Source organism: Pseudomonas agarici (genome assembly GCF_001543125.1).
Classification (GTDB): Bacteria; Pseudomonadota; Gammaproteobacteria; order Pseudomonadales; family Pseudomonadaceae; genus Aquipseudomonas; species Aquipseudomonas agarici.
This window is the reverse complement of sequence record NZ_CP014135.1, coordinates 46479-73371: the sequence shown is the minus strand read 5'-3', so window position 1 is coordinate 73371 and position 26893 is coordinate 46479. Positions and strand designations below refer to the sequence as shown.

Sequence of the window (26893 nt, the reverse complement as noted above, 5' to 3'; positions counted from 1 at the left end):
TGGCGAAGGGGTTCGCCACTGGGATGCCATTCGCCGTTATCTTTGTGGAAGCCCCACCATGCCCACCCTCACCACCTACGCCAGCGAAGTCAACCCGGACTGGGTCGACTACAACGGCCACCTGCGTGACGCCTTCTACCTGCTGATTTTCAGCTATGCCACCGATGCCCTGATGGAACGCCTGGGCATGGACAGCAACAACCGCCAAGCCACCGGCAGCTCGCTGTTCACTCTCGAACTGCACCTCAACTACCTGCACGAAGTGAAACTCGGTGCCCAGGTCCAAGTACGCACACAGATCATCGGCTACGACGCCAAGCGCCTGCATCTCTACCACAGCCTGTACCTGGCGGACGGTGACAAGGAGCTGGCCGGTAACGAACAGATGCTGCTGCATGTCGACCTCGCCGGCCCGCACTCGGCGCCCTTTACCGATGCAGTGCTGGAAAAATTGCAAGCCATTATCCAACAGCAGAGCGACCTGCCGCCGCCCGAATACATTGGCCGCGTCATTGGCCTGCCTGCCAATAAGCATCCAGTGAAAAGGAGCTCACCGTGAACACCGCCGCGTTTGCCGATTTCCGCAGTTATCCGCTGATCAGTGCCCTGACCGCTGTGCATCCGCTGGCGGATCGCCTTGAGGTGCATTGGGCGGATGGGCGTATCAGCCCGTACCATCACGTATGGCTGCGGGACAACTGCCCATGCCCGCAGTGCGTGTACACGGTGACCCGTGAACAAGTGCTGGAAATTGTCGATGTACCCGACGACTTGACTGCCGCTGCCGCCCGCATCGACGACAGCGGCTGCCTGTGCATCGACTGGCAGGACGGCCACGCCAGCCGTTTCGACCCTGGTTGGCTGCGAGCCCATGCCTATGATGCTCAATCACGCGCCGAGCGCCAGGCCGGCAAACCGAAAAGCCGGCTGTGGGACAGCAGCCTGGAGTTGCCGGTATTTGAGTTCGCGGCACTCAAGGCAGACCCGAACATCCTGCTGCATTGGTTGCTGGCATTACGCGATACCGGCCTGACCCAGGTACGTGGCGTACCCACCGAGCCTGGCTCATTGGCCGAGGTGGCCAAGCTGATCGCGTTTATCCGCCAGACTAACTTCGGCGTCCTGTTCAACGTGCAATCCAAGGCCGACGCCGATAGTAACGCCTACACCGCCTTCAACTTGCCGCTGCACAGCGACCTGCCGACCCGCGAACTGCAACCGGGGCTGCAATTTCTGCATTGCCTGGTGAACGACACCGAGGGCGGCGAGAGCATTTTCGTCGACGGTTTTGCCATTGCCGCCGCCCTGCGCCAGGAAGATCCGGCGGCGTTTAGCGCACTCTGCGAAATCCCCGTGGAGTTCCGCAACAAGGACCGCCACAGCGACTACCGTTGCCTGGCGCCGATCATTGCCCTGGACAGTCTCGGTCAGGTCAGTGAGATCCGCATGGCCAACTTCCTGCGCGGGCCGTTCGATGCGCCCACCGAGCAGATGCCCGTGCTGTACGGCGCCTATCGACGCTTTATCGCCATGAGCCGCGAAGCGCGCTTTCGCCTGATACGCCGGCTCGACCCTGGCCAACTGTGGTGCTTCGACAACCGCCGCATCCTGCACGCGCGCAACGCCTTCGACCCGGCCACCGGTGCGCGACACTTCCAGGGCTGCTATATCGACCGGGATGAATTGTTGTCGCGGATATTGGTATTGCAGCGCCAATAGCAGCGACCTCTCATCGCAAGCACATCGATAATTCAAGGCAAAAAAAACCTCGATCAAGCCGTGGCAGGATCGAGGTGAGGGAGTGTCCTCAGCAGTTGAATGTCGAGAGGGCGACCAAACCATCGACGGGTCTACTGAGGCCCAGTGTGCCCACTCCTCTGGCCTGCGAGTTAGTTGAAAACGACCTGTTCATAGGTATCACAGTCATCGCGACAATCTACCCTTGCCGACACTCCCGGCGCCTACCAGAATCGAAACACGATCACGCCCTGAATAGGACAAGCGCCATGATGCACGCGGATTTGATTGACCAGGAAGACCTGCTGGGACAACTGAAGTCCCTGGGGTTCGAGGTGCCACACGTCGCCAGCGCCGAGCAGGCCTGCGAGTGCGCGGTACGTGGCTTGAACGATGTGCGGGCGATTACCCTGCGGACCATGGTCAAGCAGATGTACACCAGCAGCGCGACGATTCTACCGGCGGTGCGCCAGGCCATCGATAAACAGTTGCTGCCAGCGCTGGCGCACTATCAGCAAACACGCCCCTGACCGAAGAAACACACAGGCCACTAGAGCCTCACACTGGCAAACGTCGACTCGTTGCGCGCCTGGCTCAAGGCCGACATCGGTCCGGACAACGGGGCCAGGACCAGCGCCTGCGGAATCGGCATCATCGCCACCTGCTGGGTGGTGTTGGAGCCGACGCGCTCGTCACGTGGCGGAATGCCGAAGTACTCGCGATAGCACTTGGAGAAGTGCGGCGTCGAGACGAAGCCGCAGACCGACGCCACTTCGATGATCGACATCGGCGTCTGCTTGAGCAACTGCCGCGCCCGGATCAACCGCAACTTGAGGTAGTAGCGCGACGGCGAACAGTGCAGGTACTTCTGGAACAGCCGCTCCAACTGCCGGCGGGACACGGTGACGTACACGGCCAGCTCGTCGAGGTCGATCGGCTCTTCCAGGTTGGCTTCCATCAACGCGACGATTTCCTGCAACTTCGGCTGGTTGGTGCCGAGCATGTGCTTGAGCGGCACGCGCTGGTGATCCTGTTCGTTGCGGATACGTTCGTAGACGAACATCTCGGAAATCGCGGCCGACAGTTCACGACCGTGATCGCGGCTGATCAGGTGCAGCATCATGTCCAGCGGCGCGGTACCGCCGGAGCTGGTAAAGCGGTTGCGGTCGAGGGTGAATAGGCGAGTGCTCATGACGACGCGCGGAAAGGCCTCCTGCATCGACGCCAGGCACTCCCAGTGCACGCTGCAATCGAAGCCGTCGAGCAGACCGGCACAGGCCAACGCCCAACTGCCGGTGCAGACCGCCCCGAGGCGGCGGGACTGGCGAGCCTGACTCTGCAACCAGGACACATGCTCGCGGGTCACGGTGCGCTGAATGCCAATGCCGCCGCAAACAATCACGGTGTCCATCGGCGGGGCTTTGTGCATGGAGGCATCCGGCGTGATCTGCAGTCCGTCGCTGGCCCAGACCTGTCCACCATCGACGCTCAGGGTGGTCCAGCGATAGAGCTCGCGACCGGACAGCTGGTTGGCCATGCGCAGCGGCTCGACCGCCGAGGCCAGGGAAATGAGCGTGAAATTGTCCAGCAGCAGGAAGCCGATGGATTGAGGCGCACGGTTCTGGGGCTGGACCCCGGATTGAAACGACGTCATCGCGGTATCTCCTCACACAAGCGGGTGATGGCCTCAAGCGGAGGCTCTTGTTATTGCCCTCGTTCCCACGGGGAAAAGGTGCTTTGTGATGACAGAGCAATTGCCATGCCTAAAGTTGAATGCATATTCAATAACTCCTGAAAACGACATGACGGCGTGTCTATATAGCCCCTGCCAGGAGTGCGGGTTATAAGCGCGAAAAAGTTCCGTAGGCGCCCTGCTTCGGCGGTTTGAGCAAATCGGTAGCACTTGTGTTTCGGGCGCAGCAAAGCGCCGGGCGAGAGTGTCACCGCAAGCACGGTGGGCCGGCGGTAACGGGGCACGATCCTGGTTGTTGCCCCGGTGTTTCAGTTATCTGTTTGCGACGCCCCAAATACGGGCCACCAGGATAAGCGGTAGGTCCACAGGCTCGATCAGCACTCCACTGCACTGACCGCCAATCCACCCCGCGAAGTCTCCTTGTATTTGTCGTGCATATCGGCACCGGTATCACGCATGGTGCGAATCACCCGGTCCAGGGAAATAAAGTGCTGGCCATCCCCACGCAAGGCCATCTGTGCGGCGTTGATTGCCTTCACCGCGGCAATCGCGTTGCGCTCGATACAAGGTACCTGCACCAGTCCGCCCACCGGGTCGCAGGTCAGGCCGAGGTTGTGTTCAAGGCCGATCTCGGCGGCGTTGCACAACTGCTCCGGCGTCGCCCCGAGGATCTGCGCCAACCCCGCCGCAGCCATGGCGCAGGCGGAGCCGACTTCGCCCTGGCAACCGACTTCGGCGCCGGAGATGGAAGCATTCTTCTTGCAAAGGATCCCGACCGCCGCCGCTGCCAGGAAGTAATCGACGACATGGGCATCGGTCACCGCGTCGCTGAACTTCATGAAATAGTGCAACACCGCCGGGATGATCCCCGCTGCGCCATTGGTCGGCGCCGTCACCATGCGCCCGCCGGCAGCGTTCTCTTCATTGACGGCGAGGGCAAACAGGTTGACCCACTCCATCGCCCCGAGGGTCGAGCCGATTACATTCGGCTTGTTCAGTTCCTGCAGGCTACGGTGCAATTTGGCTGCACGTCGACGCACATTCAAGCCGCCGGGCAGGATGCCCTCATGCTTGAGGCCCTGCTCGACACAATCTTGCATCGCCCGCCAGAGCTTCATCAAGTTGGCGCGGATCTCGTCCTCCGAGCGCCAGCTCCGTTCATTCGCCATCATCAACTGCGCCACTCGCAGGTTATGTTTGCGGCACAATTCGAGCAGCTCGACCGCACTGGAAAAATCATACGCCAGTACGGTCTGGTCCCTATCCGCGACACCGCTGGCTGCTTGCTCCGCGTCAACGACAAACCCACCTCCGACCGAATAGTAGGTGTCACGATGCAGCTCGCCAGCGCCATCGAAGGCGACCAGGGTCATGGCATTGGGATGGAACGGCAGGTTCTCGTCGATCAGTTGCATGTCGCGCGCCCAGACAAAGGGAATCGGCAAGCGATTGTCGAGCAACAGCGTATCGGTTTCTCGCAGAGTAGCGATGCGCAAGCCGATTTGCGTCGGATCGATCGCATCCGGCCACTCACCCATCAACCCCATGATGACCGCGTTGTCGCTGCCGTGGCCGATACCAGTGGCCGACAGCGAACCATAGAGCCGCACCTCGACCCGACAAACCCGCTCCAGGGCACCGCGCTCGCGCAGTTTTTGCACGAACAACGCCGCCGCCCGCATGGGTCCCACGGTATGGGAGCTGGACGGACCGATGCCGATCTTGAACAGGTCGAATACGCTGATTGCCATGACCGTGACGCCCTCTGGATGCAGGTTCCAGACGTTGAAACGCCTGGTGGCGGACGGCTACGTTCGTAGCTGCGACCCGCCGGAATGACGGCATCATCAGCCTTTTGAATCGGTGCTCGACGTCTGGCACCGACGCACTCATGTCTATCTACGCCAGCCGCCGCCGACAGGTTTTTTTCAACGCTCTTTCGCGATTCCGGGAAGAAAAAAGCAGCGAAAAAATCTGTAAACGACCTCACCGACACTGGATGCGACTCTCCCTGTACTGGATACGACGCACCCTGTAGGCGACATATTCAGGCTGGTACATGATCAGTCTCGACTCGATTGCAGGATACCGGGGTAGAGCTGCCCTCGACGCCTCCAACCGCAACAGAACAATTAAGCGCGATGGTCCAGTCGGACACTGCCAAAAAAAACACATAGGAGTCTACCCCCATGAAAGGTTCCCCCTCGTTGTTGTTGGCCACTATGCTGAGTCTCCCGCTGTTGGCCCACGCCGCGGAACCGGCGCAGTGCAGTACCGTGAACTTCTCCGATGTCGGTTGGACAGACATTACCGCCACTACCGCCACCACCAGCGTCGTGCTGCAGGCCCTTGGCTACAAGACCAAGACCACGATGATTTCCGTGCCGGTCACCTACAAGTCCCTGGCCGACGGCAAGAACATGGACATCTTCCTCGGCAACTGGATGCCGACCATGGAGAATGACATCAAGGCCTACCGTGACGCCGGTACCGTGGATGTAGTGCGCACCAACCTCAAGGGCGCCAAATACACCCTGGCCGTGCCCCAGGCGCTGTATGACAAGGGTCTGCATGACTTCGCCGATATCGTCAAGTTCAAGAAGGAACTGGACGGCAAGATCTACGGCATCGAGCCGGGCAACGACGGCAACCGCCTGATCCAGAGCATGATCGACAAGAACGCCTTCGGCCTCAAGGACGCCGGTTTCAAGGTCGTCGAATCCAGCGAAGCGGGCATGCTTTCCCAGGTCGACCGGGCACAGAAACGCGACACCGCGGTGGTCTTCCTCGGCTGGGCGCCGCACCCCATGAACAAGCGTTTCAAGATCCAGTACTTGACCGGCGGCGACGACTTCTTCGGCCCGGACTTCGGCGCGGCCACCGTGGCGACCAACACCCGCAAGGGCTACGTGCAAGAGTGCAGCAATGTCGGCCAGTTGCTGAAGAACCTCGAATTCACCGTCGACATGGAAAGCTCGCTGATGGGCAACATCCTCGACGACAAGATGAAGCCTGAAGCCGCGGCCAAGGCTTGGTTGAAGAACAATCCACAGGTACTCGATACCTGGCTGGCCGGCGTGACCACCATTGACAGCAAACCTGGCCTGGACGCCGTGAAAGCCAAGCTCGCGCAATGACCGCCGACGCCGGGCGGGCCTGCTCACCGGCGCCTGCATTTATTCCCCCGCATGTGGACGTTCAATACCATGCTGACTGAACACAAAATCCCTCTAGGCCAGTACATCGCCGCCTTCGTTGAATGGTTGACCCAGAACGGGGCCAACTACTTCGATGCGATCGCTTCGACCCTGGAAACGATGATCCACGGCGTAACGTTTGCGCTGGCCTGGTTCAATCCGCTGGCATTGATCGCGCTGATCGCCCTGATCGCCCACTTTATCCAGCGCAAATGGGGGCTGACCGCCTTCGTGGTCGCTTCATTCCTGCTGATCCTCAACCTGGGGTACTGGCAGGAAACCATGGAAACCCTCGCCCAGGTGATGTTCGCCACCCTGGTCTGCGTGGTCATCGGCGTGCCGCTGGGCATTGTCGCCGCGCACAAGCCGATGTTTTACACCCTGATGCGTCCGGTCCTCGACCTGATGCAGACCGTACCGACATTCGTGTACCTGATTCCGACCCTGACCCTCTTCGGTCTGGGCGTGGTGCCCGGCCTGATTTCCACGGTGGTGTTCGCGATTGCCGCCCCCATCCGCCTGACCTACCTGGGCATCCAGGATGTACCGCAGGAATTGATGGACGCCGGCAAGGCCTTTGGCTGCTCGCGCCGCCAGTTGCTCGCACGCATCGAGCTGCCCCACGCCATGCCGAGCATCGCCGCCGGTATCACCCAGTGCATCATGCTGTCGTTGTCGATGGTGGTGATCGCTGCACTGGTAGGAGCCGATGGCCTGGGCAAGCCCGTGGTCAACGCACTGAACACCGCTGATATCGCCCTGGGCTTCGAGGCCGGCCTGGCGATTGTATTGCTGGCAATCATGCTCGACCGTATCTGCAAACAACCCGACGCACCGGCAAGGGGTGACGCATGAGCATAATCCGCTTCGACAAGGTAGACGTTATCTTCTCCAAGAACCCGCGTGAGGCCCTCGCGCTGCTGGACAAAGGCCTCAAGCGGGAAGAAATCCTGAAGAAAACCGGGCAGATCGTCGGCGTCGAGAATGCCAGCCTGGCAATCGAGAAAGGCGAGATTTGTGTACTGATGGGCCTCTCCGGCTCCGGTAAGTCCAGCCTGCTGCGTTGCATCAACGGCCTGAACACGGTCAGCCGTGGCCATTTGTTCGTCGAGCATGAAGGTCGACCCATCGATATCGCCCACTGCACCGACGCCGAACTGAAGATGATGCGCACCCAGCGCATCGCCATGGTGTTCCAGAAGTTCGCTCTGATGCCCTGGCTGACGGTGCGCGAGAACATCAGCTTTGGCCTGGAAATGCAGGGACGCCCGGAAAAGGAACGGCGCAAGCTGGTGGACGAAAAGCTTGAGCTGGTGGGCCTGACCCAATGGCGTAATAAGAAGCCCGATGAGTTGTCTGGCGGTATGCAGCAACGGGTCGGCCTGGCCCGCGCCTTGGCAATGGATGCCGATATCCTGCTGATGGACGAACCGTTCTCGGCCCTCGACCCGCTGATCCGCCAGGGCCTGCAGGACGAACTGCTGACCCTGCAGAACAAACTGGCGAAAACCATCGTGTTCGTCAGCCACGACCTCGACGAAGCGCTGAAACTGGGCAGCCGCATCGCGATCATGAAAGACGGCCGGATCATCCAGTACAGCAAGCCTGAAGAAATCGTGCTCAACCCGGCGGACGAATATGTACGCACCTTCGTCGCCCATACCAACCCGCTCAATGTGCTCTGCGGTCGCAGCCTGATGCGCGCCCTGGACAACTGCAAACGCGTCAATGGCTCAGTGTGCATCGATCCGGGTGGCGACTCGTGGATCGATCTGGCCGAAGGCGACACCATCAAAGGCGCCCGCCAGAACGGTGCCGACCTGAACCTGCAAAGTTGGGTACAGGGCCAGACCGTCGAGAGTCTGGGCCGCAGCCCGACCCTGGTAGATTCGAATATCGGTATGCGCGACGCGCTGCAGATCCGCTACCAGACCGGCAACAAGCTGGTGCTGCACGACAACAACAAGCTGGTCGGGATTCTCGGCGACAGCGAGTTGTACCATGCTCTATTGGGCAAGAACCTGGGTTGAGACCGACGCAACAACGCCGCGAAAGGATCGCGGCGTTGTTGTTTTCGGGGTGACATCACGCGTGTCGGCGCTGAGCTTGTCGAGACGCCGAACCGCGAGGAATGCCCCTCAAGACGGCCAAACGCTTCGCCGGCATGCCCGCAGCTTCGGTGTTTTTTCAAAGATCCTGTCTCCGCCGACTGCCTATAGGAAAAAACTGTAGGCGGTGACGATTCGTCGCCGACTTTTTGTTGATTGAACGATCAATCAAAACAAAATAAACTGATCCACAAGCCGATAGCCGTTCTATGTCTGCCGGCGGGCCCAAGGAGAGCAGAACCATGCCCAAGATCGGTATGCAACCCATACGCCGCCAACAATTGATCGAAGCCACCTTGACCGCGATCGATCAGGTCGGAATGGCAGACGCCAGCATCGCGCTGATCGCCCGCTTGGCGGGTGTCTCGAATGGCATCATCAGTCACTATTTTCAAGACAAGAACGGCCTGCTCGCCGCCACGATGCGGTATCTGATGAGCGCCCTGACCGACAATATCGCCGCGCGCCGCCAGGCACTGGCCGATGACAGCCCGCGGGCCCATCTGCAAGTGATTATCGAAGGTAACTTCGATGCCAGCCAGGTCAATGGCCCGGCGATGAAAACCTGGTTGGCCTTTTGGGCCAGCAGCATGCACCAGCCGTCTTTGCACAGGTTGCAGCGGATCAACGATCACCGTCTGTATTCCAACCTGTGTTGCCAGTTCCGCCGCGCCCTGGCGCCGCCCGCCGCCCGTAGCGCGGCACGGGGCCTGGCGGCGTTGATCGACGGTTTGTGGTTGCGCGGCGCGTTGTCGGGAGATGCTTTCGACACCGTGCAGGCGCAACGGATCGCTTATGAATATATGGATTTGCAACTGGCTAAGCAGGAGCACTACGGCACCCAGGCGTAGTCATACACACTAACGGGTGGCCCGTTTGACCACTCGGCACAGGGTTTAAAACCCTAGCGAGCGCAGGTAAGACGAAGGAGTGTTCAACGCAGTCTTACCTGCATGCACCGAAGGTGCCCAGCCCGCAGTCGTGTTTAGCCCAACCACTGATGCACTTGCGAGGACTCTATGGCCCGTTTCGAACTGCAAAAACTCTACATCGATGGCGGTTACACCGACGCCAGCGGCGAAGCCACTTTCGATGCCATCAACCCGGCTAACGGTGAAGTGCTCGCCAAGGTGCAACGTGCGACCCAAGCAGACGTCGAGCGCGCCGTGACCAGTGCCGAGAAGGGCCAGAAAATCTGGGCGGCGATGACCGCCATGGAACGTTCGCGCATCCTGCGCCGCGCCGTGGATATCCTGCGCGAGCGCAACGATGAACTGGCCGCCCTGGAAACCCTGGACACCGGCAAGGCCTACTCCGAAACCCGTTATGTCGATATCGTCACCGGTGCCGACGTACTGGAATACTACGCCGGTCTGGTGCCCGCCATCGAAGGCGAGCAGATTCCGCTGCGTAGCACTTCATTCGTCTACACCCGTCGCGAGCCGCTGGGCGTGGTTGCCGGTATCGGCGCCTGGAATTACCCGATTCAGATTGCCCTGTGGAAATCCGCGCCGGCGCTGGCGGCTGGCAACGCGATGATCTTCAAACCCAGCGAAGTCACCTCGCTGACCACCCTGAAACTGGCCGAGATCTACACCGAAGCCGGCGTTCCGGACGGTGTGTTCAACGTCCTCACCGGCAGCGGCCGTGAAGTCGGGACCTGGCTGACCGAGCATCCGCGCATCGAGAAAGTCTCCTTCACCGGTGGCACCGACACTGGCAAGAAGGTTATGGCCAGCGCATCCAGCTCGTCGCTCAAGGACGTGACCATGGAACTGGGCGGCAAGTCGCCACTGATCATCTTCGACGACGCCGACCTCGATCGCGCCGCCGACACGGCAATGATGGCCAACTTCTACAGCTCCGGCCAGGTCTGTACCAACGGCACCCGCGTGTTCGTGCCGAGCCACCTGAAAACCGCATTCGAAGCCAAGATCGCCGAGCGCGTGGCACGGATTCGCGTCGGTAACCCACAAGACGAGAACACCAATTTCGGTCCGCTGGTCAGCTTCGCCCACATGGAAAGCGTGCTGGGCTACATCGCCAAGGGCAAGGCAGAAGGCGCCCGCCTGCTGTGCGGTGGCGAACGCCTGAGCGCCGGCGAGTTCGCCAACGGCGCCTACGTGGCGCCGACCGTGTTCACCGACTGCACTGACGAGATGACCATCGTTCGCGAAGAAATCTTCGGCCCGGTCATGAGCATTCTTAGCTACGAGACCGAAGATGAAGTGATCCGCCGGGCCAACGATACCGACTTCGGCCTGGCTGCCGGTGTGGTCACCCGCGACCTGAACCGCGCCCACCGCGTGATTCATCAGCTCCAAGCCGGTATCTGCTGGATCAATGCCTGGGGCGAGTCCGACGCGAAGATGCCGGTAGGCGGTTACAAGCAGTCGGGTGTCGGTCGTGAGAACGGCATCAGCTCGCTGAATAATTTCACCCGGATCAAATCGGTGCAGGTCGAGCTGGGCGATTACGCCTCGGTGTTCTGACTCTGACGCGGGTCTAGTGGCCTGTGCGGCGAGGGGGAGTTCCGACCAGCCCCCTCGCCGCATTTGAACCGCTGCGGCCTGTGCCCCGATCCACTTCCACGAGGGCTACCTGTCATGTCCCAAGAATTCGATTACATCATCATCGGCGCCGGCTCGGCCGGTAACACCCTGGCCAGCCGCCTGACCGAAGACGAAGGCGTCACGGTCCTGCTGCTCGAAGCCGGCGGTCCCGACTATCGTTTCGACTTTCGCACCCAGATGCCCGCCGCCCTGGCATTCCCACTGCAAGGCCGGCGCTACAACTGGGCCTACGAGACCGATCCGGAACCGCATATGGACGGTCGTCGCATGGAGTGCGGTCGCGGCAAGGGCCTCGGTGGCTCATCGCTGATCAACGGCATGTGCTACATCCGTGGCAACGCCCTGGACTACGACGGCTGGGCCAGGCTGCCCGGCCTGGAAGACTGGAGCTACCTCGACTGCCTGCCGTATTTTCGCAAGGCGGAAACCCGCGACATCGGCGCCAACGACTACCACGGCGGCGACGGCCCGGTCAGCGTGACCACGCCCAAGGCCGGCAACAACCCGCTGTTCCACGCCATGGTGGAAGCCGGCGTACAGGCCGGTTATCCACGGACCGACGACCTCAACGGCTACCAGCAGGAAGGCTTCGGCCCAATGGACCGCACCGTGACGCCCAACGGCCGTCGCGCCAGCACCGCCCGTGGCTACCTGGACACCGCCAGACAGCGCTCGACCCTGACCATCGTTACCCACGCCCTGAGCGACAAGATCCTCTTCGAAGGTAAACGGGCGGTAGGCGTACAGTACCTGCTGGGCAGCGCCGAGGAGCGGGTCGAGGCCCGTGCCCGCAAGGAAGTCATCGTCAGCAGCGGCGCGATCGCCTCGCCACAACTGTTGCAGCGCTCCGGGGTCGGCCCGCGTCAGTTGCTCGAAAGCCTGGACATCCCAGTGGTCCACGACCTGCCAGGCGTCGGCGAGAACCTCCAGGATCACCTGGAGTTGTACCTGCAATACGCCTGCACCCAGCCGGTCTCGCTGTACCCCTCGCTGCTGTGGTGGAACCAGCCGGCTATCGGTGCCCAATGGCTGTTCAACGGCACCGGCATCGGCGCCAGCAACCAATTCGAAGCGGGTGGCTTTATCCGCACCCGCGCACAATTCGAATGGCCGAACATCCAGTACCACTTCCTGCCGGTGGCGATCAATTACAACGGCAGCAACGGCGTCAAGGAACACGGTTTCCAGGCGCACATGGGCTCCATGCGCTCGCCCAGTCGTGGTCGCGTGCGGATCAAGTCCAAGGACCCGCGCCAGCACCCGAGCATCCTGTTCAACTATATGTCCACCGAGCAGGACTGGCAGGAGTTCCGCGACGGCATTCGCCTGACTCGGGAAATCATGCAGCAGCCGGCACTGGACGCTTACCGTGGCCGCGAAATCAGCCCAGGCATCGAGGTGCAGACCGACGAACAACTGGACCAGTTTGTCCGTGAGCACGCCGAGACCGCGTTCCACCCGTCCTGCTCGTGCAAGATGGGCAGCGACGAGATGGCGGTGGTCGACGGCCAGGGCCGCGTGCAGGGCATGCAGGGCCTGCGCGTGGTCGATGCCTCGATCATGCCGATCATCACCACCGGCAACCTGAACGCGCCGACGATCATGATCGCCGAGAAAATCGCCGACAAGATCCGTGGCCGCCAGCCGCTGCCGCGCAGCAAAGCGCAATACTATGTGGCCGGCCAGAAACCGGTGCGTGGCCAGCCGCTGCGCGAAGTGAGCCATATCGCGCAGTAACCTGCCTGTGGTGAGCGGCGTTCCGCCGAGCCGCTCGCCACAGGGCTATCACGCCCACTCCCACCAAACAAGGTAAACAATCCTCCATCGTTCTACCCTTGCTCCTACCTTCGCGCAGGCCTAATCTATTGGCGCGCAAACGTTTCACCCGCCCCAATCGACACACCGCCACATTGCTGGCCACGAGGCTCCCCCATGTTTGATGTCGTTTCTTCGAGCAAATGGCCTACCGGCTACCTGATCAACCCGAATCCTGAACCGCTCGATCCTAAATGGCTGAATGAATTCAGCAAGATCCCTGCCGCCGCCGTCAGCGACTGCCTGGGACGCAACGTCGGTGGCTTGGGCCTCAAGCCTTTCCACGGCACTACCCCGATGCTGGGTAATGCCTTGACCGTGCGCGTGCGTCCGGGCGACAACTTGATGATCCTCAAGGCCATGCAAATGGCTCGTCCGGGCGATGTGCTGGTGATCGACGGCAGCGCCGACCTGACCAGGGCCGTGTTCGGCGGCATCATGCGCGCCATGGCCCTCAAGGCCGGAATCGTCGGTGTGGTGATCAACGGCGCCCTGCGCGACCTCGACGAATGGCAGACCGGCGAGCTGCCGGCCTATGCCATCGGTGGCGTACACCGTGGCCCGAGCACCGATGGTGGTGGAGAAATCAACGTGCCGATTTCCTGTGCCGGGATGCTAGTAACCCCAGGTGACCTGATGATCGGCGACGGTGACGGCGTGGTCGCGGCGGCTCGTAGCGAACTGCCGGAACTGCTGATCCGCTGCCACGACCTGCTGGCACGGGAAAAAGCTACCCTGGCGGCAATCGAAGCCGGCACCCTGGACCCGGATCGTTTCGATGCGATTCTGCGGGCCAAGGGTTGCCCGCTGTAACTCCAGACCTTGCCTCGTAGGAGCCGGCAAGCCGGCCTCTACAAAGTTTGTGTCGTTCGCAAAATCGCCTTTTCCTGACAGACTGACATTGGGGCCTCTCCTAAAGTGCCTCGTCGCCGCCGCTGCCATTTCCAGGGAGGTTCCTCAATGTTCGACTTCCACCCCCAGCTCAAGCAGCACTTCGCTGCCTTGCGCACGGGCGCTGAATTCTTTTCCCTGCGTTATGTTCGCGAGTCCGGCCAATACCTGTCGGTCCGCAAGAACGTCCCGGAGCCCCCCAGCCTGAGCCGCGACGAAGGCGCGATGCTGACCGTGCGAGTCAACGGTGTCGAAGCCTATGCCGCCACCAACGACCTCTCGCGACAAGGCTTGCAGGCCGCTCTGCAACGGGCCGAAGAGCAGGCCCGGCTGATTGCCGGTCACGCTCTGCTCGACCTGCGTGAGCAAGCCGTCTCCAGCGAGCGCAGCGATTATTGCTCGCCACAACTTGAACAACCCTTCGCCTCGCTGAGTGATTGCTACGCCCTGCTCGCCGCCGAATCCGCCGCCGTACCCAGGGACGAGCGCCTGGTGAACTGGGAAGTCAGCCTCGGCGTGACCCATGTCGAACAGATCTACCTCAACAGCGCCGGGGCCCAGTTGCGCCAGGCACAACGTTTTGTGTTCCCAGGCCTGAGCGTGACCGCCTTCGACGGCATGGACAGCCAGACCCGCACCCTCGGTCGCGAAAACTTCGGCCAACAAGGCAGCGCCGAGGTGATCCATCGCTCCGGACTGATCGGCGCCGGCGCGCGGATCGCCGACCAGGCCCTGCAATTACTGCTGGCCCCCAACACCCCGTCGGGTCCACGCGACCTGCTGCTGACGCCGGACCAGATGATCTTGCAGATCCACGAATCCATCGGTCACCCGCTGGAGCTGGACCGGATCCTCGGCGACGAACGCAATTACGCCGGCACCAGCTTCGTCAAGGCCAGTGACTTCGGTCACCTGCAGTACGGTTCGCCGCTACTCAACGTGACCTTCGATCCGCAGATCCCGGAACAGTTGGCCAGCTACGGGCATGACGACGACGGCAGCGCCGCCCGCAAACAGTTCCTGATCCGCCAAGGCTTGTTGCTGCGACCGCTGGGAGGCGCGCTGTCGCAGTTCCGCAGCGGTCTGGAAGGCGTCGCCAACAGCCGCGCCAGCAGTTGGAACCGACCGCCAATCGACCGCATGGCGAACCTGAATATCGAACCGGGGGACCAGTCCTTCGGACAGTTGGTCGGCGGTATCGAGAAGGGCATCCTGATGTCCACCAACCGCTCGTGGTCGATCGACGATGCGCGCAACAAATTCCAGTTCGGCTGCGAATGGGGCCAGTTGATCGAAAACGGCGAACTCAAGGGCGTGGTCAAGAACCCCAACTACCGGGCGATTTCCGCACAGTTCTGGCGCAACCTCATCGCGGTCGGCGATGCCAGCACCTTCCAGGTCCTGGGCACGCCGAGCTGCGGCAAGGGCGAGCCCAATCAGATCATTCGCGTCGGGCACGCTTCGCCCGCCTGTGTATTCAGCCATGTCGACGTGTTTGGAGGAGATGCCTGATGGATCAGTCACTGAGTCAGGTGGAACACTTCCAGGCACTGGTGCAAGATTTGCGCGAGCATCTGCGGGACACGGAACAATTCACCCTGGGTTATGCCGCCGAATCTTCGCAGTTCATCCGCTTCAACCACGGTCGTGTGCGCCAGGCCGGGCAGGTGCGACAAGCCAGGCTGAGCGTCAAACTGATCGATGCGCAAAGGCATGCGGACCTGCAAATCACCCTCTGCGGTGAACTGGAGCTGGATCGCCAGCGCCTGTCCGACGGCCTGCAACAGTTGCGCGAAACCTTGCCGTTGTTGTCCGCCGATCCGTACCTGTTACTCAATCACGACGCCTGGCAAAGTCGCCATGTGCAGAATCAACCGCTGCCGGACACCGCCCGAGTCCTGGAAGAGATACGCCGCGCCGCGACCGGTCTGGATCTGGTCGGTTTCTATGCCGCCGGCCCCATCAGCCGAGGTTTTGCCAGCTCCGACGGGGCGTTCGGTTGGCATCAGGCCAATAGTTTCAATTTCGATTGGAGCCTGTTCCACGAAAACGGCCAGGCGGTGAAAGCCAGCTATGCCGGCCATGAATGGGACAGCGACGCCTTCGCCCGGCGCCTCCAACAGGCTCGCGAACAACTGGGGTTTCTTGGGCGGCCATTGCGTACCCTCGCCCCCGGCGAGTACCGGGCGTACCTGGCGCCAGCGGCGCTGGAAGAAATCATGGGCATGCTCCGCTGGGGCGGTTTCTCGGCCCAGGCCATCGCCAACAAGCACAGTCCCCTGCAGAAGCTGTACGCCAACGAAGCTTCGTTCCACCCGCTCGTCTGGTTGAACGAGCAGGTCAGCGGCTCCTTGAGCCCGGCGTTTTCCAACGAAGGTTATCCGCGCGGCGACCTGTCGCTGGTTGCCAAGGGCTCGGCCAACGAGCAGATGATCAACTCCCGCAGCGCCGCCGAATACGGCCTGACCGCCAACGGCGCGGGCAGTGGCGAATACCCCAGCGCCCTGGAGATGAAGGCCGGGCAGTTAGCGCAACAGCACGTTCTGGAGAAACTGGGCACTGGCCTGTATATCAGCAACTTGTGGTACCTGAACTACTCGGACCAATCGGCCGGGCGCATGACCGGCATGACCCGTTTCGCCACTTTCTGGGTGGAGAACGGCGAGATCCAGGCGCCGGTCAGCACCATGCGCTTCGACGACAGCGTCTACAGCCTGCTGGGTACTCAACTGGAAGCCCTGACCCAGGAGCGCGAATTGCTATTGTCGGCCAGTACCTACGATCAGCGGCAGACGGCGTCGAGCCTGCTGCCGGGGGCGCTAGTTCGCAAGCTGACGCTGACCCTCTAACCCGGCACTGATCGTTACCCTGCGAAGCGAGGAACGATCAAGGGGCTCATCCGTTCCGACGGTTGTCCCGTAAGACCCTGGCGGGCTATACATATCCCTTCATTCGGCGCAGCATTAACACCGACCATTTCGTTCGACCTCATCATAAAGTCAACAGGCTTCACCCGCGATTTCGTCATTCAATGCTGCGCCTCTTTCACTCGCCGAAGGTGTTTTTGCTGGAGTTTGATATGAATCAAGGAAGCTTCGTCATCAACAATCTGTTCAAGCATTTAAACGTTCATGTCCAGCGCATCGGCGACGATCCGCGGCGCAATACCGCGCTGCTGGTCAATGGCGCCCTCTCCACCACCTCGTCCTTCGCTCGCACCAGCAAATGCCTGGCCGAGCACTTCAACGTGCTGCTGTTCGACCTGCCCTTCGCCGGTCGCTCACAGCCCTATAATCCCGATCCAGGATTGGTGACCAAGGACGACGAGGTGGAAATGCTCCTGGCGCTGGTGGAACGCTTCGAGGTCAATCACCTGGTGTCGGCCTCGTGGGGCGGTATCTCCAGCCTGTTGACCCTGGCGAGGAATCCGCCCAGCATCCAGAGTTCGGTGATCATGGCCCTTGCCCCCGACCTCAACCCGCCGATGCTGGCTTACGTGCAGCGGGTACACGAGCTGATCCAGGTCGACGACAAGTCGGCTATCGGCCATCTGCTCAACGACACCGTCGGTCATTTTCTCCCTCCCCGCCTGAAGGCCACCAACCACCAGCACCTCAGTGCCATGGCCAGCACCGAATACCGCCAGGCGCGCTTTCATATCGACCAGGTGCTGCAACTGGGCGACGGCAACTACCTGCGGTCGCTGTCCGCAATCCGCACCCCAGTACACTTCATCAACGGCGCCAAGGATATCTACACCCCCGCCGAAGGCGCCCAGAAGTTCCAGCAGCACATCCCCCATTGCAGTTTTTCAGTGGCCGAGGACACTGGCCACCTGCTCGACCTGGAGTCGCGGGTGGCAGCCGACAACGTTCATCGAGCCCTGCTCGGTTTTCTGCTGTCGAAGGATCAAATAGAACCTTGCCGGAGCGCCCAGGCCCAAACCGATCAGGCATAATCGGCCCTATAGCCAGCTAACAAAAGAGCTGCCCATGCCCCACCGTGCCCCGCTGGATACAACAACCGCTCGCGGGCTGCCCTGGGTGGTGGCCATCGCCTTCTTCATGCAGTCCCTCGATGGGACCATCCTCAACACCGCCCTGCCGTCCATGGCCCTCGACCTGGCGGAAAATCCGTTGCGTATGCAGGGTGTGGTGATTGCCTACATGCTCACCGTGGCATTACTGATTCCGGCCTCGGGGTGGCTTTGCGACCGTTTCGGCACCAAGCGGGTGTTCTTCTGCGCGATCCTGCTGTTCAGCCTCGGGTCGCTGCTGTGTGCCCTGTCGAGTTCCCTCGACATGCTGGTGGGCGCACGGGTGATCCAGGGTTTGGGCGGCTCGCTGATGCTGCCGGTGGGCAGGTTGTTGGTGTTGCGTGCCTACCCACGTTCGGAGCTGGTGCGGATCATGGGTTTCATCGCCGTCCCCAGCCTGCTCGGCCCGTTGATCGGCCCGACCCTGGGCGGCTGGATGGTGCAATTCCTGACCTGGCACTGGATCTTCCTGATCAATCTGCCGGTGGGCCTGGTGGGCTGTTATGCGGTGTGGAAATTGATTCCCGACCTGCGCGGCGGCGAGCCTACGCGCTTCGACGGTATCGGTTTCCTGTTGTTCGGCGCGGCGATGTTGCTAATCACCATCGCTATGGAGGGCCTGGGCGAGCTGCAACTGCCGCACCTACGGGTGATGTTGCTGCTGTTCGCCGGCTTGGCCTGCCTGGCGGCTTACTGGCTGCGCGCCGGACATATCGACAACCCGTTGTTTGCCCCCTCGTTGTTCAAGACTCGGACCTTCGCGGTGGGCATCCTCGGCAACTTGTTCGCCCGCCTGGGTAGCGGCGCCCTGCCGTTCCTGGTGCCGTTGCTACTGCAGGTGGCTCTGGGTTATTCGCCGTCCCAGGCCGGAATGAGCATGCTGCCCCTGGCGGCAGCGGCGATGCTCACCAAGTCGATTGCCCGGCCACTGATCGAGCGCCTTGGCTACCGCATCGTGCTGACCGGCAACACCCTGGCGCTGGGCATCATGCTCGCGGCCTTGGGCCTGGTCTCCGAGCACACGCCGTATCCGCTGCTACTGGCCATGCTGGCGATTGCCGGGGCGATCAACTCGCTGCAATTCACCGCGATGAACACCGTGACCCTGATCGACCTCGACGACGCCGCCGCCAGCAGCGGCAACAGCCTGCTGTCGGTGGTCGCGCAACTGTCCTTGAGTCTCGGCGTGGCCTGCGCCGGTGCCCTGCTCGGCGGCTTTACCGCGGCCGTGGGTAACGACGGCGTGGACACGATGCTCGGCGCCTTCCAACTGACGTTCCTCACCGTGGGCAGCATGGCGATGCTGGCGTCGGCGATCTTCCTGCAACTGTCGCATCAGGACGGCAAGCGGCCGAAATCGGTCGAGGTACATATCGAGCATTGACACTCATTGTGGCGAGCCGGTGTGTCGAAACGCCGCACTCAGATGCGTGTCCGCCCTGAACAGGCTCGGCGGCGACACTCTCTGGCTACTTTTCATCCAGAATTTGCAGCACCGCCGGCCAGGGCTGATACACTGCGCGACATTTTGTTTTGCAGGCTTGTCCCGTGACCACCATCGCCACCGCTTTTAACTCGTTGCCCCTGTCCGCTGCCATGTTGGCTAACCTCGACTCCCTCGGTTACGCCCAGATGACGCCGATTCAGGCGCAGAGCTTACCGGTGATTCTCAAGGGCATGGATCTGATCGCCCAGGCCAAGACCGGCAGCGGCAAGACCGCCGCCTTCGGCATCGGCCTACTGAACCCGATCAATCCGCGCTTCTATGGCTGCCAAGCCCTGGTGATCTGCCCGACCCGCGAACTCGCCGACCAGGTCGCCAAGGAAATCCGCCGCCTGGCACGCGCCGAAGACAATATCAAGGTGCTGACTCTTTGCGGCGGTGTGGCCTTAGGTCCGCAGATCGCTTCATTGGAACACGGCACGCATATCATCGTCGGCACCCCAGGGCGCATCCAGCAGCATCTGCGCAAGGGCTCGCTGGTCCTGCACGGCCTCAACACCCTGGTGCTCGACGAAGCCGACCGCATGCTCGACATGGGTTTCTACGACGCCATCGAGGAAATCATCGCCCAACTTCCCGAGCGCCGACAGACCTTGTTGTTCTCCGCCACCTACCCGGTGAGCATCAAGCAGTTGGCCGCCAAATTCATGCGCAACCCACAGCAGGTCAAGGCCGAGGCACTGCATGCCGACAGCCAGATCGAACAGCGCTTCTACGAGATTGCCCCGGAAGATCGCATGGACGCGGTGCTCAAGGTGCTTAACCATTTCCGCCCAGCCTCCTGCGTGGCGTTCTGCTTCACCAAGCAGCAGGTCCAGGAAACCGTCGACACCCTGACCGCCAAGGGCGTATCCGCCGTGGCCCTGCACGGCGACCTGGAACAGCGCGACCGCGATCAAGTCCTGGCGATGTTCGCCAACCGCAGCATCTGCGTGCTGGTGGCCACCGACGTGGCGGCGCGCGGCCTGGATATCGATGCGCTGGACATGGTGATCAACGTCGAGCTGGCGCGTGATTCGCAGATGCATATCCACCGCGTCGGTCGTACCGGGCGGGCGGGCGAGACCGGCCTGGCGATCAGCCTGGTAGCGCCGTCCGAAAGCCTGCGCGCACGGGCTATCGAGGAGGTGCAGAAATCGCCGTTGAACTGGGACCAGCTCGACAACCTCAAGTCCCAGGGCGGCGGTCCGTTGCTGCCGGCCATGAGCACCCTGTGCATCGCCGCCGGGCGCAAAGACAAGGTGCGTCCGGGCGATATCCTCGGCGCCCTGACCGGCGACGCTGGGATTCCCGGCGCCCAAGTCGGCAAGATCGCGATCTTCGATTTCCAGGCCTATGTGGCGGTAGAACGCGGTGTTGCCAAGCAGGCCTTGCAACGCCTGAACGACGGCAAGATCAAGGGTCGCTCGCTGCGCGTGCGGATTCTCTGAAAGAGGACATCGTTGTGCCCGCTACTGAAGTTGTGATCATCGGCGCCGGTGCCGCCGGCCTGATGTGCGCCTTTACCGCCGCCGCCCGTGGGCGCCAGGTGATGCTGATCGACCATGCCAACAAGGCCGGGAAGAAAATCCTGATGTCCGGCGGCGGGCGCTGCAACTTCACCAACCTGTACACCGAGCCCGGCAATTTTCTCTCGCAGAATCCGCACTTCTGCAAGTCGGCCCTGGCTCGCTACACCCAGTGGGATTTCATCGCGATGGTGGCCAAGCACGGCGTGCCCTATCACGAGAAAAAACTCGGCCAATTGTTCTGCGACAACAAGTCCAACGACATTCTCGACATACTCCTGGATGAATGCGAGCAGGCCGGCGTCAATCTGCGCCTGAACACCTCAATCCAGCACATCGAGAAACTCGAAAGCGGCTATCTGCTGCAAACCACCCTCGGCCAGATCAGCTGCCAATCCCTGGTCATCGCTACTGGTGGCCTGTCGATTCCGACCCTCGGCGCCAGCGGGTTCGGCTATCAGGTGGCCAAGCAGTTCGGCCACCGATTGTTGCCAACCCGCGCCGGCCTGGTGCCGTTCACCATCACCGATCAACTCAAGGCATTGTGCAGCGAGCTGTCCGGGACGTCAGTGGATTGCCTGGTGAGCTGCAATGACCAGAGTTTCCGGGAAAATATCCTGTTCACTCATCGCGGCCTCAGCGGTCCGGCGATCCTGCAGATTTCCTCGTTCTGGCAACCCGGTGATACCGTGCACATCAACTTGCTGGCGGACCACGACGCCCTGCAATGGTTGCAACAGCAACAGACCGAACGGCCCAACAGCGAGCTGAAAACCCTGCTCGGCGAACTGTTCACCAAGAAGATGGCCAACCTGCTGGCCGAACACTGGTTCGTCTCCAAGCCCATGAAACAGTACACCCCAGCGGAACTGGCCGAGGTCGCGGGCAAGCTCGGCGACTGGCAGGTGGTCCCCGCCGGCACCGAAGGCTATCGCACCGCCGAAGTGACCCTCGGCGGAATCGACACCCGTGAAGTCTCGTCCAAGACCATGGAGTCGCTGAAAACCCCTGGCCTGTATTTTATCGGCGAAGTGCTGGATGTCAGCGGCCATCTCGGCGGTTTCAATTTCCAGTGGGCCTGGGCGTCGGGCTACGCGGCCGCGCAATTCGTCTGACATGCCACTCGATCACCGAATAATTTTTTTCTGGAGATGAGCACCGCACCATTGCAACGCCGCGCGAACTCCCGCAATTTAGATCCATCGCTTAGCAGGCTCTCACTCCTTCATGGCATCGACTTCGTTCAACCAGTCCCTGCGCCGTCTCTGGGCATTGGATAAATTCAGTTATAGCGTTCGGGTGTTCATCGCCCTGACCGGCATCATGGCCCTGTGCTGGTTCCAGAACGAAATGAAGCTGCTGATCCCATTGTTCCTCGGGGTCATCGCCAGCGCCCTGGCCGAGACCGACGACAGTTGGCAAGGCCGTCTCAACGCCCTGGCGGTGACGCTGGTGTGTTTCAGCGTCGCGGCGTTTTCGGTCGAGCTGCTGTTCCCTTATCCGTTGGTATTCGTCGCGGCCATGGCTCTGGCGGCCTTCGGCCTGACCATGCTCGGCGCCCTGGGCGAACGCTATGGGGCGATTGCCTCGGCGACGCTGATTCTCTCGGTCTACACCATGATCGGGGTGGATTCGCGCGGTGGCGAAGTCAACAACCTCTGGCATGAACCCTTGCTGCTGGTAGCCGGTGCCGGCTGGTACGGCCTGCTCTCGGTGCTGTGGCAAGCGCTGTTTTCCAACCAGCCGGTGCAACAGAGCCTGGCGAAGCTGTTCCGCGAACTGGGCCATTACCTCAAGCTCAAGTCGTCGCTGTTCGAACCGATCCGCCAGATGGACGTCGAGGCTCGGCGCCTGGAGCTGGCCCGGCAAAACGGTCGGGTGGTCGCGGCGCTGAACACCGCCAAGGAAATCATTCTGCACCGGGTCGGCAACGGTCGGCCGGGCTCGAAGGTCAGTCGCTACCTGAAGCTGTATTTCCTCGCTCAGGATATCCACGAACGCGCCAGCTCCTCACACTACCCGTATAACGCCCTGGCCGAAGCCTTTTTTCATAGTGATGTGCTGTTTCGCTGCCAGCGCCTGCTGCGTCAGCAGGGCAAGGCTTGCCAGGCATTGGCGGAATCGATCCAGTTGCGTCAGCCGTTCGTCTACGACGCCAGCTTCGCCGAAGCCCTGGGCGACCTGCACGCCTCGATGGAACACCTGCGCATCCAGAGCAATCCGGCCTGGCGCGGCCTGTTGCGCTCGCTACGAGCCCTGGCCGCCAACCTCAGCACCCTGGACCGCCTGCTCAGCGACGCCAGCAACCCCGAAAACCTGGCCGACGCCACTGACAGTAGCCTGCTGGACCGCTCGCCGCGCAACTTCAAGGACGTGCTGACGCGCCTGCGTACCCAACTGACCCCGACTTCGCTGCTGTTCCGCCACGCCCTGCGTCTGCCGCTGGCCCTGAGTATCGGCTACGGCATGGTACACCTGGTGCATCCGTCCCAGGGCTACTGGATCATCCTCACCACACTGTTCGTCTGCCAGCCGAACTACGGCGCGACCCGACGCAAGCTGGGCCAGCGGATCATCGGCACCGGCATCGGCCTGACCGCCGCCTGGGCGCTGTTTGATCTGTTCCCGAGCCCGTTGATCCAAGCCCTGTTCACCATCGTCGCCGGGGTGACATTCTTTATCAACCGCACCACGCGCTACACGCTGGCAACCGCCGCCATGACCCTGACGGTGCTGTTCTGTTTCAACCAGGTGGGTGACGGCTACGGCCTGTTCCTGCCGCGCCTGATGGATACCCTGCTCGGCGCCCTGATCGCAGGTCTAGCGGTATTTCTGTTCCTACCGGACTGGCAGGGCCGGCGCCTGAACAAGGTACTGGCCAATACCCTGAGCTGTAACAGCTTGTACCTGCGCCAGATCATGCAGCAATACGCCCACGGCAAGGTCGACGACCTGGCCTATCGTCTCGCCCGGCGCAATGCGCACAACGCCGACGCGGCGCTGTCGACCACCCTGGCGAACATGCTGATGGAACCTGGGCATTTTCGTAAGGAAGCCGATGTCGGCTTTCGTTTCCTGGTGCTCTCGCATACCTTGCTCAGCTATCTCTCGGGGCTTGGCGCACACCGGGAAAACCAGCTGCCAGCGCAAGTCCGCGAGCATTTGCTCGACAGCGCCGGGGCGACATTGGCCGCCAGCATCGAGCAGATTGCCATTGGGCTGGCGAACAAGACTGCCATCGAGATCCACAGCGATGCCGAGGAGGCCCTGGCCAACGAGCTGGAACAGATGACGGACGAGACTGACGAGATACAGCGACTGGTGCAGACGCAACTGGCATTGATCTGTCGTCAGTTGGGGCCGTTGCGCACACTGGCGGCGCACTTGATCAAGGCACCCGAGCAAGGCTGAACTGAGATAGCCGAAAACGGTGAGAGCCAGCTTGATCCAGGCTGTGTTTGCCCAACCTTACATGCCATGCAGCTTGAGCAGGTGCTCGTAACTACCATCGGCCTTCATCGCGGCGATCTCACGATCGAAGTTCGCCACGATCTGTTCATGCCTCGGGTTCTTCAGGCTGACCAGGATATGCAGGCTGTTCTCGCTCAGCGGCTTGGGCAAAAACTCCACTGCAGCGCGCACCCGTGGTGTTTCGCTTTTCAGGTAATAACGCGCCACATACTCGTCCTCCAGGGTCAGCTTCACGCGCCCCGCCGCTAGCATGCGCACAGCCATGGAGAAGTTGTGCACTGGAATCTTCTGCAACTGGGCGTCCGCCTCGAAGTCCCGGGAATAGGCATAGTCACGCACCACCGCAACCGGAAACTCATGCAGTTGCCGCAGGGTGTCGTAGGTGATGGACGAGTCCTTGCGCTTGAGAAAACGCACGCGGTTGAGCAGGTACTCGCTCGAGAACTGTCCCAGCAAGGTTCTGTCCTTGGAGTACCAGGCATTGATCAGCACATCATAACGCCCTTCGCCAAGCCCTTTGAGGGCTCGCGCCCAAGGTACCTGCTCGAAGTCGCTGGCGTAACCGGCGCGGGCCAGGGCCGTGCTGACGATATCGGTTGCCAGCCCGCCATTGACCAGGGTCGCGTCGGTGAACGGCGGCCAAGTATCGGCCACCAGGCGCAATTTTTCCGCAGTAGCGCTCTGTGTCAGCAGCAGCCATCCAAGCAAAGCAAACGCTCGAAGCAGTCGCGACATGCCAAAAAATCCTTAGCGGGCGGGTCTGCCCTGTGCAGTGAACCGAAGCCCAGGGGCCGGGCGAAGGCAACTGGCCATCTCCCAGTTCCTAACATTAGCTCATCGGCGCCGCGACAAATGCCCTGCAAAGCAGATTACCCAAAGATGACGAGACCGAGCAAAATCAATCATCTCATTTGACCGTCATTCAAAAAATGACCCAGCGGCCCATTTATGCTCCCTAGCGAGCGGTGGTTGGTTCCGCGAGGTAACCGGCTTAGTATCGGTACTGGATATTGGCATCAGGCTGAGCACTATGACAACCGACTGGATCTGCAAACACCACAGCGACCTGGGTAAGGAGCAACTCTACGCCGTCCTGCGACTGCGTACCGAGGTCTTCGTGGTCGAGCAAAAATGTCCCTACCAGGAAGTCGACGGACTCGACCTGGAGGGAGACACCTGTCATTTGATGGGTTGGCAGGATGATCGGCTGACGGCCTACCTGCGCTTGCTCGACCCGCCATCGCCTGGTGGCGACGTGGTGATCGGGCGAGTAGTGATCGCACCGCAGGCCCGGGGACTCGGGCTGGGGCATGAATTGATGACGCAGGCGCTCAAGCACGCCGCAAAGCGGTGGCCGGAACAGCCGATCTACCTCTCGGCCCAGGCCCATCTACAGGACTACTACGCGCGCTATGGCTTCGCTGTGGTGGGCGAGGCGTATCTGGAAGATGACATCCCGCACATCGGCATGCGCAAAGCCTGAGACCGTTCAGGGGTACCCCAGCACCTGCTTGATCGACGCCAGGTTGCGCTCGACCCAGGTCTTGTCGATCGCCCCCCAACTATGGATCCGGTAGCGCCCGGCATGATTGCGGGCGCCCTCTTCCTGCTCGAACTCACAGAGAATATCCAGGTCCGCCAAGGCCACGATGGTGTCCTGGGCGGTGCGCCGCGGCATGCCGGTCGCTTCGGTCAACATCGGCACGCTACAGGCGACCCCGCTATCGATCAACCAAGCCACATACAGCCGGCGATAGAAACTGCTCTTGGTCTTGCTGACATCCATCCGAAAACCCTTATCGGTCGCTTAATCGGCCACAATGGCCTTGCCTTGAAGATCTCGCCAGGTCAGATAGATCCGTAGGTCGAACTCCAACTGGTGATACCCCGGCTGCATGTATTCGCACAACTGGTAGAACGCCTTGTTGTGATCGCTTTCCTTGAGATGCGCCAACTCGTGCACCACGATCATCTTGAGAAACTCGGGCGCCGCCGCCTTGAACAGCGCAGCGATGCGAATCTCTTTCTTGGCCTTAAGCCTGCCACCCTGCACCCGCGAGGTCGCCGTGTGCAAGCCAAGGGCGCGATGGGTCAGATCCAGGCGATTATCGAACAGCACCTTGTCGAGGGTCGGGGCATTGCGCAAGTGCTCCTGCTTCAAGGCCAGGACGTAGCTGTACAGTGCCTTGTCGCTCTGCACCGCATGTCGGTCGGGATAACGCTGGCCCAGATAGGCGCCCAGCTTGTCCTGGGCGATCATCTGGCGCACCGAGTCCTGCAAGGACGTGGGATAGGCTTGAAGGTATTTCAGCGCGGTCATGGAAGGCCGTTACGTGCATTGAACAAGGCCGGCAGTGTAG

General features: G+C 61.4%; 23 protein-coding genes. 18 read left to right on the top strand and 5 right to left on the bottom strand.

Annotated features, from left to right (window positions below; all coding sequences use genetic code 11):
* Positions 1 to 58: 58 nt before the first annotated feature.
* The 3 genes from AWM79_RS00285 to AWM79_RS00275 all read left to right on the top strand — a co-directional run bounded on the left by AWM79_RS00285 (position 59) and on the right by AWM79_RS00275 (position 2267).
* Entirely contained in the window at positions 59 to 559 is a 501-nt protein-coding gene (locus tag AWM79_RS00285) for a thioesterase family protein (RefSeq protein ID WP_060781880.1), read from the top strand.
* Positions 556 to 1719, top strand: a complete 1164-nt coding sequence (locus AWM79_RS00280; RefSeq protein WP_060781879.1) for a gamma-butyrobetaine dioxygenase — start codon at positions 556 to 558, stop codon at positions 1717 to 1719. Before AWM79_RS00285 ends, AWM79_RS00280 begins: the two co-directional genes overlap by 4 nt.
* 287 nt (positions 1720 to 2006) lie before the next feature.
* Positions 2007 to 2267 carry a hypothetical protein gene (locus AWM79_RS00275; RefSeq protein ID WP_060781878.1) on the top strand — a complete coding sequence of 87 codons (261 nt, stop codon included), beginning with the start codon at positions 2007 to 2009 and terminating at the stop codon, positions 2265 to 2267.
* Positions 2268 to 2287: 20 nt separating this feature from the next.
* Here the strand turns inward: AWM79_RS00275 and gbdR are convergent, their stop codons facing one another.
* Both gbdR and AWM79_RS00265 read right to left on the bottom strand, forming a co-directional pair.
* Entirely contained in the window at positions 2288 to 3391 is a 1104-nt protein-coding gene (gene gbdR / locus AWM79_RS00270; protein WP_017130027.1) for a choline metabolism transcriptional regulator GbdR, read from the bottom strand.
* A gap of 413 nt (positions 3392 to 3804) precedes the next feature.
* Positions 3805 to 5181, bottom strand: coding sequence for an L-serine ammonia-lyase (locus AWM79_RS00265; protein WP_017130028.1), 1377 nt, complete (start codon positions 5179 to 5181; stop codon positions 3805 to 3807).
* A 438-nt stretch (positions 5182 to 5619) separates the two neighbouring features.
* On the opposite strand from AWM79_RS00265, the gene AWM79_RS00260 reads away from it, so the two are divergent.
* The 14 genes from AWM79_RS00260 (at position 5620) to yccS (ending at position 24473) form a co-directional block, all read left to right on the top strand.
* Positions 5620 to 6567, top strand: coding sequence for a choline ABC transporter substrate-binding protein (locus tag AWM79_RS00260; protein ID WP_017130029.1), 948 nt, complete (start codon positions 5620 to 5622; stop codon positions 6565 to 6567).
* 69 nt (positions 6568 to 6636) lie between these two features.
* Entirely contained in the window at positions 6637 to 7482 is an 846-nt protein-coding gene (gene choW, locus AWM79_RS00255) for a choline ABC transporter permease subunit (protein ID WP_026012970.1), read from the top strand.
* A complete protein-coding gene (choV, locus tag AWM79_RS00250) occupies positions 7479 to 8657 on the top strand; it encodes a choline ABC transporter ATP-binding protein (protein ID WP_060781877.1) in 1179 nt (392 codons plus the stop codon). The genes choW and choV overlap by 4 nt, the downstream gene beginning before the upstream one ends.
* Before the next feature lie 320 nt (positions 8658 to 8977).
* The gene (betI, locus tag AWM79_RS00245; RefSeq protein WP_017130032.1) at positions 8978 to 9586 is read left to right on the top strand and encodes a transcriptional regulator BetI; all 609 of its coding nucleotides are present in this window, start codon (positions 8978 to 8980) and stop codon (positions 9584 to 9586) included.
* 168 nt (positions 9587 to 9754) lie between these two features.
* Positions 9755 to 11227 (top strand): betaine-aldehyde dehydrogenase, encoded by a 1473-nt coding sequence (betB, locus tag AWM79_RS00240; protein WP_017130033.1) that lies wholly within the window; start codon positions 9755 to 9757, stop codon positions 11225 to 11227.
* 114 nt (positions 11228 to 11341) lie between these two features.
* Complete coding sequence (betA, locus tag AWM79_RS00235) at positions 11342 to 13045, top strand: choline dehydrogenase (RefSeq protein WP_017130034.1); 1704 nt, start codon at positions 11342 to 11344, stop codon at positions 13043 to 13045.
* A 195-nt stretch (positions 13046 to 13240) separates the two neighbouring features.
* The gene (locus tag AWM79_RS00230) at positions 13241 to 13936 is read left to right on the top strand and encodes an RraA family protein (protein ID WP_017130035.1); all 696 of its coding nucleotides are present in this window, start codon (positions 13241 to 13243) and stop codon (positions 13934 to 13936) included.
* 147 nt (positions 13937 to 14083) lie between these two features.
* On the top strand, positions 14084 to 15526 hold the full coding sequence (locus AWM79_RS00225) for a TldD/PmbA family protein (protein WP_017130036.1): 1443 nt from the start codon (positions 14084 to 14086) through the stop codon (positions 15524 to 15526).
* Entirely contained in the window at positions 15526 to 16863 is a 1338-nt protein-coding gene (locus AWM79_RS00220; protein WP_060781876.1) for a TldD/PmbA family protein, read from the top strand. Before AWM79_RS00225 ends, AWM79_RS00220 begins: the two co-directional genes overlap by 1 nt.
* Positions 16864 to 17093: 230 nt before the next feature.
* Positions 17094 to 17972 (top strand): alpha/beta fold hydrolase, encoded by an 879-nt coding sequence (locus tag AWM79_RS00215; RefSeq protein WP_060783920.1) that lies wholly within the window; start codon positions 17094 to 17096, stop codon positions 17970 to 17972.
* A gap of 34 nt (positions 17973 to 18006) precedes the next feature.
* Entirely contained in the window at positions 18007 to 19434 is a 1428-nt protein-coding gene (gene mdtD, locus AWM79_RS00210; RefSeq protein ID WP_060781875.1) for a multidrug transporter subunit MdtD, read from the top strand.
* A 212-nt stretch (positions 19435 to 19646) separates the two neighbouring features.
* Positions 19647 to 20984 carry an ATP-dependent RNA helicase DbpA gene (gene dbpA, locus AWM79_RS00205; RefSeq protein WP_244159639.1) on the top strand — a complete coding sequence of 446 codons (1338 nt, stop codon included), beginning with the start codon at positions 19647 to 19649 and terminating at the stop codon, positions 20982 to 20984.
* 14 nt (positions 20985 to 20998) lie between these two features.
* On the top strand, positions 20999 to 22177 hold the full coding sequence (locus tag AWM79_RS00200) for a BaiN/RdsA family NAD(P)/FAD-dependent oxidoreductase (RefSeq protein ID WP_060781874.1): 1179 nt from the start codon (positions 20999 to 21001) through the stop codon (positions 22175 to 22177).
* A 112-nt stretch (positions 22178 to 22289) separates the two neighbouring features.
* A complete protein-coding gene (gene yccS / locus AWM79_RS00195) occupies positions 22290 to 24473 on the top strand; it encodes a YccS family putative transporter (protein WP_060781873.1) in 2184 nt (727 codons plus the stop codon).
* Between the two features lie 57 nt (positions 24474 to 24530).
* Here yccS and AWM79_RS00190 read toward each other — a convergent pair whose 3' ends face one another.
* Positions 24531 to 25268 (bottom strand): substrate-binding periplasmic protein, encoded by a 738-nt coding sequence (locus tag AWM79_RS00190; protein WP_060781872.1) that lies wholly within the window; start codon positions 25266 to 25268, stop codon positions 24531 to 24533.
* A 295-nt stretch (positions 25269 to 25563) separates the two neighbouring features.
* Between AWM79_RS00190 and AWM79_RS00185 the strand changes: the two genes are divergently transcribed.
* Positions 25564 to 26016 carry a GNAT family N-acetyltransferase gene (locus tag AWM79_RS00185; protein WP_060781871.1) on the top strand — a complete coding sequence of 151 codons (453 nt, stop codon included), beginning with the start codon at positions 25564 to 25566 and terminating at the stop codon, positions 26014 to 26016.
* A 6-nt stretch (positions 26017 to 26022) separates the two neighbouring features.
* Here the strand turns inward: AWM79_RS00185 and AWM79_RS00180 are convergent, their stop codons facing one another.
* Together AWM79_RS00180 and AWM79_RS00175 are read right to left on the bottom strand one after the other, a co-directional pair.
* The gene (locus tag AWM79_RS00180) at positions 26023 to 26319 is read right to left on the bottom strand and encodes a winged helix-turn-helix domain-containing protein (RefSeq protein WP_017130046.1); all 297 of its coding nucleotides are present in this window, start codon (positions 26317 to 26319) and stop codon (positions 26023 to 26025) included.
* Positions 26320 to 26340: 21 nt separating this feature from the next.
* Positions 26341 to 26853, bottom strand: a complete 513-nt coding sequence (locus tag AWM79_RS00175; protein WP_017130047.1) for a M48 family metallopeptidase — start codon at positions 26851 to 26853, stop codon at positions 26341 to 26343.
* Between the last annotated feature and the right edge of the window lie 40 nt (positions 26854 to 26893).